Source organism: Spirillospora sp. NPDC046719, from assembly GCF_040645715.1.
In the GTDB taxonomy this organism is placed as follows: domain Bacteria; phylum Actinomycetota; class Actinomycetes; order Streptosporangiales; family Streptosporangiaceae; genus Spirillospora.
In genome coordinates this window covers 38,892-50,228 of the sequence record NZ_JBEYYT010000023.1, presented here as the reverse complement: position 1 = coordinate 50,228, position 11,337 = coordinate 38,892, and the positions used below count along the sequence as shown (strand labels likewise).

General features: G+C 72.8%; 9 protein-coding genes. 3 read left to right on the top strand and 6 right to left on the bottom strand.

Annotated features, from left to right (window positions below):
- The first annotated feature begins 185 nt into the window (after positions 1–185).
- The 3 genes from ABZ914_RS06830 (at position 186) to ABZ914_RS06820 (ending at position 2,114) form a co-directional block, all read left to right on the top strand.
- The gene (locus ABZ914_RS06830; protein ID WP_500192119.1) at positions 186–458 is read left to right on the top strand and encodes a DUF1905 domain-containing protein; all 273 of its coding nucleotides are present in this window, start codon (positions 186–188) and stop codon (positions 456–458) included.
- Positions 459–526: 68 nt separating this feature from the next.
- Complete coding sequence (gene lepB, locus ABZ914_RS06825) at positions 527–1,039, top strand: signal peptidase I (RefSeq protein WP_500192118.1); 513 nt, start codon at positions 527–529, stop codon at positions 1,037–1,039.
- A 67-nt stretch (positions 1,040–1,106) separates the two neighbouring features.
- Complete coding sequence (locus tag ABZ914_RS06820; protein WP_500192117.1) at positions 1,107–2,114, top strand: aldo/keto reductase; 1,008 nt, start codon at positions 1,107–1,109, stop codon at positions 2,112–2,114.
- Positions 2,115–2,290: 176 nt separating this feature from the next.
- Here ABZ914_RS06820 and ABZ914_RS06815 read toward each other — a convergent pair whose 3' ends face one another.
- The 6 genes from ABZ914_RS06815 to ABZ914_RS06790 all read right to left on the bottom strand — a co-directional run bounded on the left by ABZ914_RS06815 (position 2,291) and on the right by ABZ914_RS06790 (position 10,903).
- Positions 2,291–5,122: a glycoside hydrolase family 2 protein gene (locus tag ABZ914_RS06815; protein ID WP_500192116.1), complete on the bottom strand. Its 2,832-nt coding sequence runs from the start codon at positions 5,120–5,122 to the stop codon at positions 2,291–2,293.
- A gap of 116 nt (positions 5,123–5,238) precedes the next feature.
- Positions 5,239–6,720 carry an ABC transporter ATP-binding protein gene (locus ABZ914_RS06810; RefSeq protein WP_500192115.1) on the bottom strand — a complete coding sequence of 494 codons (1,482 nt, stop codon included), beginning with the start codon at positions 6,718–6,720 and terminating at the stop codon, positions 5,239–5,241.
- Positions 6,717–7,598: an ABC transporter permease gene (locus ABZ914_RS06805; RefSeq protein ID WP_500192114.1), complete on the bottom strand. Its 882-nt coding sequence runs from the start codon at positions 7,596–7,598 to the stop codon at positions 6,717–6,719. The genes ABZ914_RS06810 and ABZ914_RS06805 overlap by 4 nt, the downstream gene beginning before the upstream one ends.
- A complete protein-coding gene (locus ABZ914_RS06800) occupies positions 7,588–8,571 on the bottom strand; it encodes an ABC transporter permease (RefSeq protein ID WP_500192113.1) in 984 nt (327 codons plus the stop codon). Before ABZ914_RS06800 ends, ABZ914_RS06805 begins: the two co-directional genes overlap by 11 nt.
- Positions 8,572–10,110, bottom strand: coding sequence for an ABC transporter substrate-binding protein (locus tag ABZ914_RS06795; protein WP_500192112.1), 1,539 nt, complete (start codon positions 10,108–10,110; stop codon positions 8,572–8,574).
- A gap of 253 nt (positions 10,111–10,363) precedes the next feature.
- Positions 10,364–10,903 carry a 2'-5' RNA ligase family protein gene (locus ABZ914_RS06790; protein WP_500192111.1) on the bottom strand — a complete coding sequence of 180 codons (540 nt, stop codon included), beginning with the start codon at positions 10,901–10,903 and terminating at the stop codon, positions 10,364–10,366.
- Positions 10,904–11,337 lie beyond the last annotated feature (434 nt).

Sequence of the window (11,337 nt, the reverse complement as noted above, 5' to 3'; positions counted from 1 at the left end):
GTCTGATCCCTGGGGTCGCGCCCCCCCTCCGCCGTGGCCCATCCCGACGGGCCCGGCGTGGACCATCGTGGGGGGGGGGGGGGGGGGCCCCCCCCCCCCCCCCCCCGGCCCTGTCGAGAGCAACCGGCGCCACGCTCATTAACCTCGATCAGGACGGGCTGCCGGCGAGAGAGCGGGAGCAGACCATGAAGTTCCGAACCCGCGTCGAGCCCCCGGAGCCCATGCGGGGGCTGGAGGTCCCCGAGGAGGTCGTGGAGGCGCTCGGCGACGGCAAGCGGCCACGGGTGTCCATCACGGTAAACGGGCATACGTGGACGAGCCGGGTCGCCATCATGCGCGGCCGCTACCTGCTCGGCCTGAGCCGCGCCAACCGCGACGCCGCCGGCGTGGAGACCGGCGAGGAGGTCGAGGTCGAACTGGAAAAAGCCCTCACCACCCTGGAATCCGAAAGCCCCTAAGGCCCGGCCCCCACAGGCTGGTGGATTCGGGGGTTTTGGGGCGGGGTGGGTCAGTAGCATGGGCGGCCATGCGGAGGCGGGTGATCGCCGTGGCGGCGGTTCCATGGTTGGTGGCGGGATGCGGCGCGGCGAATTCGGCGGTGCACGGGTACCACCGGTACAGCGATCCCAGCGTGGCGATGGAGCCGACGATCCGCGCGGGGCAGACCTTCGACGCGCGTCCGGTGGACCACGGCGACTACAAGTCGAGGCGGGGCGACGTCGTCGTCTTCTCCATGCCGTCCTGGCTCGGGGGACGTGACGCGCCGCAGGTCAAGCGGGTGGTGGCGATCCCGGGCGACCGGATCGCGTGCTGCTCGCGCGATGGCCGGGTCATGCTCAACGGCGCCGCGCTGGACGAGCCGTACCTGGCGGCGGGCACCAGGGAATCGACGTTCGGGCCGGTCTCCGTGCCGGCGGGGCGGCTCTGGCTGATGGGAGACAACCGGGGGTCTTCGGCGGACTCGCGGTACCACCTCGGCGACGGCGGCCAGGGCACCGTGCCCGCGTCGGCCGTCGTCGGCGTGGCCGTTCTCAAGTAGGCCGCCGAGGTTTCGCGCAGGCGAGAAGCGATGGCGGCCGCACCGGGCCCGGTGTGATCATCCGGGCATGATCCCGAACATGATCGACGCGGCGGCGGCGGGCACCCGGCGGCTCGGCGACCTGGTGGTGAACCGGCTCGGCTTCGGCGCGATGCGGCTGCCGCAGACCGGCACGGCGCTCGTCCCGGACGCCGTGCCGCGCGACCGCGGGCAGGCGGTCGCGGTGCTGCGGCGGGCGGTCGAGCTCGGCGTGGACCACATCGACACGGCCGCCTTCTACTTCTCGGCGCTGCGCTCGGCGAACGAGCTGATCAACAGCGCGCTGGCGCCCTACCCGGACGGTCTCGTGATCGCCACCAAGGTGGGGCCGGCGCGGGACGCGTCCGGCCGGTGGGCGCCGCACGCGATGACGGCGGACGCGCTGCGCGGCCAGGTGGAGGAGAACCTCCGCCAGCTCGGCCGCGACCACCTGGACCTCGTCAACCTGCGCGTCAACGACGACCACGACCGGTTCGCCGAGCGGTTCGGCGCGCTCGCCGAGCTGCGCCGGGCCGGGCTGATCCGGCATCTCGGGCTGTCGAACGTCCGGCCGCACCACCTGGCGGAGGCGCAGGCCATCGCGCCGGTCGTCTGCGTCCAGAACCCGTACGGCGTCGGCGCCTTCCCCGAACAGGAGGAGATGCTGCGGCTGTGCGGCGAGCAGGGCATCGCGTTCGTCCCCTTCTATTCGCTGGCGGGCACCCGCCGCCTGGAGGGGCTGTCCGGCGACGACGACCCGGCGGTCAAGGCCGTCGCGCGCGCACACGGGGCGTCCCCCGCGCAGATCCGCCTGGCATGGACGCTGCACCAGGGTCCGCACGTCCTGGCGATCCCCGGCACCGGCGACCTCGGCCACCTGGAGCAGAACGTCGCCGCCGGTGCCATCAGCCTGACCGATGACTCTCCGCCCTGGCGCCTCACCCGAGCCCGCGCTGAGTCGCGGCGTCAGGCGGCTATGACGGCGGTGGTGGTGCGGCCGCCGTCGACGTCCAGGGTGATGCCGTGCACGAAGGCGGACTCCTCGGCGGCGAGGTAGACGGCGGCGTGGGCGATGGCCCGGGGGGTCGCCCAGGGCGCTGCCGGCGTTGTTCACCAGGATGTCGAGGCCGCCGCCGAAGACGGCCGTCGCGTCGCGGGCCAGGACCAGAAGGTCCGATCTAACGCGGCGGAAGGCCGGACGGGGACGCTCCCCGTCCGGCCTTCGCGCCGGGGTCAGCCGGTGTGGCGGGTCTGCTCGGGGACGTTGAAGCCGTTGACGCGGACGTCGGGCTTGCCGGACGTGGCGGAGTAGCGGGCGGTGATCGTCTGCTGCTCCCCCGGCCAGAGCGTGACGTCGTTGTCGCTCCAGCGGATCGGCAGCACCTGCTTGCCGCCGGCGAACAGGTCGGCCCGGGTGAACAGGGCCGGGGCGCCGCCGCGGCCGACGTTGCGGACGGTCACGCTCGTCACCATCTCGCCGCCCTCGCGGCGGGTGGTGGCCTGGACCTTGATGTCGGCGGGCTTGAGGGAGCGCAGGCCGGTCAGGTCGGCGTAGCCGTCCTTCTGGAAGACCGCGAACCCGTTGGACGGGGTGTACTTGCCGGGCGCGTGGGTCTTCGGCCAGTCGACCTGGTCGGCCTTGGTGGACAGCCAGTACACGTTGCGGCTGACGACCTTGGAGCCGCGGGTGAGGGTGAGCTTCTCGAAGTAGGTCTTGGAGATCCCGGCCGGGACCTTCGGGCGCAGGACGGTCCGGACGTCCTGGCTGCCCAGCGCGCCGACGGGGGCGCTGGCGGTGGCGCGGACCTTGCCGTCGAGGTCGATGATCTGGGCGGTGGCGCGCAGGCCGTCCTGGCGGGCGCCGGTGAGGTTGGCGACCTTGATGGAGCCGTCGTCGTAGGAGTACATGACGTGCACCGGCTCGTTGGCCTTCTTGGCGCCGAAGTAGACGCCCGGCTGGTCGAAGTCGGAGCCGTACATGCTCCACTGGAGCGACGGCCACGCCTTGTTCAGCATCCAGTAGATGATCCCGGTGCTGGGGTTGGCCTTGTCGGTGGAGTTGCCGATGTACGACTCGAACTGCGCGCGCGTGACCTCGTACTGGCCGAGCTGGACGGTCTTCTGGTACGAGCCGGCGTCCTTCCAGGGGCCGTACCGGTGCCACAGCGGGGTGTTGTAGACGCCCATCCGGGACAGGCGCGTGTAGTCGGAGTAGAAGAACGTGTGGTACATGTCCTGGCCGGCGGTCTGGCCCTGCGCGGTCGCCGGGTCCCAGATCTTCTTCTGCTCGGCGGCGCTGAGGAAGCGGTTCAGCGAGTCCTGCGTCGGGATGGTGTTCCCGGTGCTGACCTCGGTGTCGAAGCCCCAGGCGCTGCCGGTCATGCTGAGCGTCGGGTCGTTGGTGTTGACGGTCTCGCGCTTGTTGTTCCACAGCGCGTTCGGCGGGAAGTAGTTGTAGCCGCCCTCCTTGGTGCCGGCGGGCCCGAGCTTCGGCGACGACTTGTACTCGGCCGCGGCGACCTGCGGGAGCCGGAAGTCGGCCCGCTCGAACGCCTTGAGGAAGAGGGCCTCCTTCTCCGCGTCGGGCGCGTCGTCGCTGCCCTGGAAGAAGGTGAAGACGCTCGGGTGGTCGCGGAGCCGCTCCGCCATCCTGCCCGCCTGGTTGGACGCGTTGGCCTTGACGTCGTCCGACCAGGTCGACGACTTGCCCTCCCACAGCGCGCAGCACTGCCAGCCCGGCATGGCGAGGACGCCGGCGCGGTCGAGCTGGGCGAACATGTCGTCCGGCGGGAAGTTGCCCTCGAACCGGACCGCGTTCAGGCCCATGTTCCTGATGTAGGAGATCTGGTTCGAGACGTTGGACGGGGAGTAGCGCAGGAACAGGTCGGGTGACCATCCGGCGCCGCGGATGACCAGCGGCTTGCCGTTGACGATGAACTGCCGGTAGCCGTCCTTGCCGTGGGTCTTGCCGGGGACGGGCTTGGTGAGCCGGGACGTCACCGTCCGGATGCCGAAGTCCTCGGCGGCGGTGCTGGAGACGGTCCCGCCCACGGACGCGTCCAGCGCGAGGTGGTACATCGGCTGGTCGCCCATCTGGTACGGCCACCACACCGCCGGGTGCTCCAGGTGCAGGCCGGGGCAGTCCGCCTTGGTGATCGCGACGGTGCGGGTCGCGTGCGCGGGCACCGTGACGGTGGCCTTGCAGGCGATGCGGGTGGAGCCGTGCGACACCGTCCCGGACACGGTCACCCGCTGCGGCGTGCCGGTGTTGTTGCGCACGTCGGCCTTGACGGTCAGGTCGGCGGTGGACAGGTCGGCGGCGTCGTCCTGGAGGACGTGCGCGTTGCGGACCGAGACCGGGCCCTCCTGGACGATCTGCGGCGCGTACTGGAGCCCGGTGTTCTGGTCGGGCGCCATCGGGTTCCAGTCGACCTGGTTCTGGGTCAGGTACCGCATGGGGGTGTCGAACTTGGTGATGTCCTCGTCGTTGCGGGAGACGTCGAGCGCGATGGCGTTCGCGCCGTCCCGGACGTACCGGGTGATTTCGTACTCCAGCCGCGCGTAGGAGCCCTGGAGCTGCGCTCCGGCGGCGATCTTCTTGCCGTTGATCCAGAGGTCGGCCTTCCCGGAGACGCCGTTCATGACCAGGAAGGTGCGGCCGTCCTTGCGGGGGTGGACGGTGAGCTGCTCGCGGTACCACCAGTTCGCGTCGAACTGCTTCGCCGGGACCTTCTTCATGTTGTCGTCGTCGAAGATGTTCGGGTAGCGGCCGTTCTCCAGCAGGCCCGCCATCAGCGTCTCGGGGCGGGACAGCGGCAGCCATCCCTTCGCCGAGTAGTCCGGTCTGGAGATCTCGGCGCCGGTGTCGCGGGTGTCGGCGGACGACCGGATCGCCCAGCCGGAGGTCAGCTCCGTCGTCCCGGCCGCCCGGATCGCCTGCGCGGCGGGCCGGTGCCCGGGGAAGGCGTGGGCCGGTATCGCGTGGGCGGGCACCGCGGGGGCCAGCGTCCCGGCGAGGGCGAGGGCGGCGCACAGCGCCGTGGTTCGTGTCCTGGACCCGCTCATGTGTCCGTCACTCCTTCGTGCGGCGGGGGCCGGGCGCTTCCCGGCGGCCGATGCATTCATGCTCGGTCCGGGGGCACCCGCCGGGCCGTAGGGCCAGGACGTCAATGGGGGTAGTGCTAGGCCCACTTCGCGGTGAGGGCGGTGGCGTCCAGGAGCCGCCTGGTCTCGGGGTGGCGGGCGCCGTCGAGGGTGTGGGCGGGCAGGTCCTCGGCGATCCGGCCGTCGTGCAGGACGACGATGCGGTCCGCGACGCGGCGGGCGACGCGCAGGTCATGGGTGACCAGGGCGATCGTGATGCCGTGGTCGCGGCGCAGGCGGCCCAGCAGCCGCAGGACGCGCTCCTCGGTGAGGACGTCGAGGCCGCTGGTGGGCTCGTCGGCGAGCAGCACGTCCGGCCGCTGCGCGAGCGCCCGCGCGATCGCGACGCGCTGGCATTCGCCGCCCGACAGGGTGGCGGGGCGCCGCGCCGCCATGGCGGGGTCGAGGCCGACGTAGCGCAGCAGGTCGTCGTTGTAGGGGCCGGCCTGCGCGATGGCCTGCCGGACGGTGTGCCGGGGGTCGAAGGAGGCGAGCGGGTCCTGGAAGACCAGGCCGGTCCGGCGGCGGACGGCGCGGCGTTCCCGGTCGCGCAGCGCCCAGACGTCCCGGCCGCCGCGCAGGACGGTGCCGGCGTCGGGGCGATCGAGGGCGGCGAGGGCGCCGACGAGCGTCGACTTGCCGGAGCCGCTGCGCCCGACGATCGCGACGGCCTCGCCGGGACGGACGGCCAGGTCGGCGCCGTCCAGCGCGACGGTGACGCGGCGCCGGGACCGCAGGACGCGCCGCAGTCCCCGGACGGAGACGGCGTCGCCCTCGCCCGCCGCCGACGGAACGCCGGCCGGAGGGGGCGCGGCGGTGGCGGCGGCGACCAGGTCCCGCGCGAGGTCGCTTCGCGGGTCGCGGAGGATCCGCGCGGCGGGCCCGTGCTCGACGACGCGGCCGTCGCGCATGACGGCGATGTCGTCGGCCCAGCGCGCGGCGGCGGCCAGGTCGTGGGTGATGAGCAGGACGGCGCGGTCGCGGGCCTGCGCGCGGACGAGGTCGAGCACGGTCGCCTGGGTGACCGGGTCGAGCGCGGTGGTGACCTCGTCGGCGATGAGGACGGGCGGTTCGTGCACGGTGGCGAGCGCGAGCGCGACCCGCTGCGCCTGCCCGCCGGACAGCTCGAAGGGGTGCGCGGCGGCCAGCGCCGGGTCGAGGCCGAACCGGGCCAGCGCGGCGGCGGGGTCGCCGGTGCCGTGCGCCTTGACGGTCTCGGCGAGGTGCCGCCGGACGGTGACGGTCGGGTTGAGCGAGGCGAGCGCGTCCTGGAAGGCGTATCCGACGTCCCGCCCGCGCACCGGGGGCCGGCCGTCCACCAGGACGGTCCCGCCGTGCGGGTGCAGTCCGGCGACGGCGCGGGCGGTGAGGGTCTTGCCGCTGCCGCTCGGCCCGACGAGCGCGAGGACGCGCCCGGCCGGGACGGCGAGGTCGATGCCGTGCACGACGCGGCGTCCGGGGACGTCCACGGTGAGCCCGGACACGGTGAGCCCGGTGGCGGTCGGGCCGCTGGAGGTCACCACGTCCCGCCTTCGTCGGAGGGGCCGGCGACGGCGCCGGCGACGGCGTTGACCGCGACGATGGTGGCGACGACGGCCGCCGCCGGGATCGCGACGGTGTACCACTCGCCGGTGAGCAGGTGCGACTGCGCCTCGGTGAGCAGGTTGCCCCAGCTCGGCCGGTTCGGCGGGACGCCGAGGCCGAGGAAGCTGAGCGTCGACTCGGTCAGCACGGCGTGGCCGACCTCGAACGCGGCGACGGACGCGACGGGCGGCAGCGCGCCGGGCAGCAGGTGCCGCCACAGCACCTGCGCCCGGGACAGGCCGAGCGCGTAGGCGGCGCGGACGTGGAGGCGCTCGCGGCGGCCGCGCAGCTCGGCGCGGACGATCAGCGCGACCGGCATCCAGCTCGTCAGCGCGATCGCCGCGACCACCAGGCCGAGGGACGGGCCCGCCACGGCGGCGAGCGCGAGCACGATGACCAGCAGCGGGAGGGCGAGCAGCACGTCGGCGGTGCGCGCGATGAGGCCGTCGAGCCAGCGCGGCGCGATCGCGGCGAGCCCGCCGAGGAGCAGGCCGAGCCCGACCGCGATCGCGGCGGCGGTGAGCCCGACCAGCAGGGACGTGCGGGCGCCGTACAGCATCCGGGTCCACAGGTCGCGGCCGAGCAGGTCGGTGCCGAGCGGGTGGCCGGGCGAGCCGGGCTTCAGCGACGTCGCGGACGTGTCGGTGGCGACCGGGTCGAGCTCGGTGAGGAGCGGCGCGAGGACGGCGAGCAGCGCCAGCGCGGCGAGCACGGCGACGGCGGCGAGCAGCGCGGGGCGCCGGGGCCGCAGCCGGACGGCGAGCAGCCCGCGCACGCGGGCGGCGGCGGCGGTGGTGGGGGCGTCAGGCGGCATCGGCTCGTCCTGTCCGGGCGCGGGGGTCCAGCGCCGCGACGATCAGCTCGGCGGCCAGGTTCGCGGCGATCACGATGAGGCCGGTGACCAGCACGATGGCCATGAGCAGCGGGTAGTCCTGGGCGCGGGCGGCGGTGATGGCCTCGCGGCCCATGCCGGGCCAGGAGAAGATGACCTCGGTGGCGTAGACGCCGGCGATCAGCGTGCCGACGCCGACGCCGAGCCGCGCGGTGAACGGCACCAGCCCCGGACGCATGAGGTGCCGGGCGACGACGGTCCGCCGGGGCAGGCCGCGGACGCGGGCGTTCTGCACGTGCGGCGCGTCCCGGAGCCGTCCGACGCCGTTCTCCACGAGCCGCACGTACACCCCGAAGTGGTGGCCGAACGCGAGCGCGCACGCCGGCAGCACCAGGTGGGCGAGCAGCCCGTACGCGGTGACCGGCTCCCCCGGGCGGCTGACCCCGCCGGACGGCATCAGGTGCGTCGCCGCCGCGAACACGTACAGCAGCAGCAGCGCGACGACGAAGCCGGGCATGCCGCCCATCACGAACAGCAGGAGGTCGATGCCGCGCCGCAGCCACGCGCGGCGGGTGAGCGCCGCGACGAGGCCGACCGCGAGGGCGGCGGCGAAGCTCAGCAGGACGGCGGCGGCGGTGAGCAGCAGCGTCCACGGGACGGTGTCGCCCAGCGTCTCGGTGACCGGCCGCCCCGACATGTACGAGGTGCCGAGGTCGCCGCGCACGGCGTGCGACGCCCACCGCCAGTACCGGACGGGCGGCGGGTCGTCGAGGCCCATCTCCGCGCGCAGTTCGGCGACCGCCGCGGGGGACGGCGGGCGCCCGCCCGACCGCGACTCCAGCACCGACGCGGCCGGGTCGCCGGGCGCGGCGTCCAGGAGCCCGAAGCACACCGCCGACAGGGCGGCGACGATCAGCACGGCCGTCGCGACCCGGCGGACCGCACGGAGCGCCATCTAGTTGTAGCGCCAGGTCTCGGCGTTCCAGAAGAACCCGTAGCCGTGGTGGCCCAGCGTGCGCCGCGCGGGCCCGGTCAGGTTCGCCGGAACGGCGTTGATCGTCTTGAGGTAGGAGATCCACACGAACGGCGGATCGTCCTGCAGCGCCTGCTGGAACGCGGTGTAGGCGGCCTTCCTCCCGGCGGGGTCGAGGGTCGAGCGGCCGTCCTCCAGCGCCTTGTCCGCGACGGGGTTCCTGTAGGAGCCGTAGTTGGAGCCGCCCTTGGCGAGCGCCTGCGACGAGGCGAACGGCCCGTAGACCGAGGAGTCCGGGTCATAGGGGGTGCCCCAGCCGACCACCATGCCCTGCAGGTCGCCCCAGTGCTTGCGCACCCAGTCGCGCGGGCGGGGGCGCGGGTCGACGTCGAACCCCTGCTGCTTGAGCTGCGTGGCGGACACGTTCAGGATCGCGACGCGCAGCGAGTCCTCGGCGAAGGTGGTCAGCTCGAACTTCACGGTCCTGCCGTCCTTCGCCCACAGCCCTTGGGCGTTCCTGGCGTACCCGGCGTCCTTCATGAGGGACGCCGCCTTGGCGGGGTCGAACGCGAACCCCGGGGCGGCGGCGTACGGGCTCGTGTCCAGCGGCCCCTTCGCCGGGGTGCCGTAGCCGAGGACGACGCTCCTGGTGATGGCGTCGCGGTCGACGGCGTGGTTCATCGCCTGCCGCACCCGGCGGTCGGCGAACACCGGGTCCTTCATGTTGAACATGAGCGCCCGGTAGTCGGCGGTCGGGTACACCTCCAGCCGGTGCCCGCCGGCCTTGCCCGCCTGCTGCGGCGCGAGGTTCGCGGCGTCCACCTCGCCGTTGCGCAGCTGGATCAGCCGGGCCGAGTCGTCCGGGACGTACTTGACGACGACCTTCTTCAGCCCCGGCTTGCCCTCGTAGTAGCCGTCGAACGCGGTCAGTTCGGCGTACTGGCCGTGCTTGTAGGTGGTGAGGGTGAACGGGCCGGTGCCGACGGGGCGCTGCCCGAACCCGGGGTCGGTGAGCTTCTTCCCCTGGAGCAGGTGCTTCGGCAGCATGCCCATCGATACCGCGTCCAGCATCGGCGCGAACGGCTCGTCGAGGACGAGCCGGACCGTGGCCGGGTCGGGCGTCTCGACCGACCTCACCATCGAGAAGTTGCGCGACAGCGGCGAGTCGGCGCCCGCGTCGCGGACGGTCTCGATGGTGAACTTCACGTCACCTGCGGTGAACGGCTTGCCGTCCTGCCAGGTGACGCCCGGCCGCAGCGCGAACGTGTACGTCCGGCCGTCGGGCGCGACCGTCCACGACCTCGCCAGCGCCGGGACGACCTTGTTGTCCTTGTCGTGCCTGGTCAGCCCGCGGAACACGAGCTCGGTCACCGGGTCGGTGTGCTCGTCCTGCAGCCCGGGGTTGAACGTCTCCGGCTCGTCCGCGATCGCGTAGGTGAGCGACCCGTCCTTCCCGCCGGGCGCGGACTCTCCGCCCTGCCCGCACGCGGACGCGACCGAGGCCGCCAGCACAACGGCCATCCCTGCCATAACCGGACGTTTCACCATGCGCGGCATTATTGCAAACTCCTCGCAGTAGCGAGTTACTCGCATCTGCCCGCACGGCACTGCCTCGCAGCGGTGAGCGGGAACGACCGCCGTCATCACGCACTGGGCCGGCGCCTCTTCACGGACGCGATGCCCGCGAGATGAACGTCCGACGTCCGGCGCCGCCAGCAGCGCCTTCATTGGTCCGCGAGGCCACATACACGTCCTCCGGCGCCGGCCCGTCGGGCTAAACGGTTGCCACCATCTCCGGAAAGGTGCCGTAAGGACCGAGACGGCCCAGCGCCGGGCGAAAACGCATGTCGGTGGCGAACAGTCGGTCAGGCAGCGGGATGGCGCCGTTCGGCGCGGTACGCAACACACCAAGGGTCACATGCGGGCGGAACCGCACCCCGGACGGGCTGAGCATCGGCGCTTGGGCGGCGTCCAGCCAGGAACGCGCCTCTTCGTGGAGTTCGAGCAGCGCTGCGGAGCGTGCGCACTCAAGCCCGCAGTAGACGCCGCCCTCCGGAACGTATTGGTCACCTGAAGCGATCGGAGCGAACATCAGACCGGTGAACTGCAGCGCGAAGTCCAGTCGGCGCTGAGCCGTGAGATCGGTCCACAGGGCCATGGCCGTCTCCGCCGAGACATCCGCGTGCACCACGCTGACATGGGGCGGTGCGTCGGCGCCCAATTGCATGATCGGGTCGGCGAGTCGGGCGATTGCGGCGGACTGCCGTGTCAGAGGGCTGGCATCCGTCGGCAGCAAGATGATTCCGTACGCCATGAAGATCGCACATTACCCCGGCCTGGAGCCTTACCGGGACGTCCCGAAGGTTCGCGAGGTACTCGACACGCACGCGGCCCGACACGAGGCGGCCCCGGCCGCTTCGACGAGGCCGCGTCCGGCCGTCCCGGGAGGCGGTCGCGCCGCCGGTTCACGGAGCAGCGCAGCGGATCCTTTTTCCTGGCGCGGTCCATCCTTCTTTCCGTCAGCCCTCCGACGCCGCGAAAGGTGAACGGGGCGGCCGGAATGGGGGGCGGCCTGCGGCGTGCATCTCCCGATCTAGGCCGACAATACGGATAAATTAGGACAACAGAACTGCATTCGGCCCACCGGCCGGCGGAAAACGATCGCCTCGCGCCGCGCGATGGTGCGCTAAAAGGCCCGCGGTGGTGCGCTAAAGAGCCCGCCTAGCTGCGCTTTTGTAGATCGCGCGG

Coding starts and splice junctions, on each gene's coding strand:
- ABZ914_RS06830 (WP_500192119.1), top strand. CDS start 186: ATGAAGTTCCGAACCCGCGTCGAGCCCCCGGAGCCCATGCGGGGGCTG.
- lepB (WP_500192118.1), top strand. CDS start 527: ATGCGGAGGCGGGTGATCGCCGTGGCGGCGGTTCCATGGTTGGTGGCG.
- ABZ914_RS06820 (WP_500192117.1), top strand. CDS start 1,107: ATGATCCCGAACATGATCGACGCGGCGGCGGCGGGCACCCGGCGGCTC.
- ABZ914_RS06815 (WP_500192116.1), bottom strand. CDS start 5,122: ATGAGCGGGTCCAGGACACGAACCACGGCGCTGTGCGCCGCCCTCGCC.
- ABZ914_RS06805 (WP_500192114.1), bottom strand. CDS start 7,598: ATGCCGCCTGACGCCCCCACCACCGCCGCCGCCGCCCGCGTGCGCGGG.
- ABZ914_RS06800 (WP_500192113.1), bottom strand. CDS start 8,571: ATGGCGCTCCGTGCGGTCCGCCGGGTCGCGACGGCCGTGCTGATCGTC.
- ABZ914_RS06795 (WP_500192112.1), bottom strand. CDS start 10,110: ATGGCCGTTGTGCTGGCGGCCTCGGTCGCGTCCGCGTGCGGGCAGGGC.
- ABZ914_RS06790 (WP_500192111.1), bottom strand. CDS start 10,903: ATGGCGTACGGAATCATCTTGCTGCCGACGGATGCCAGCCCTCTGACA.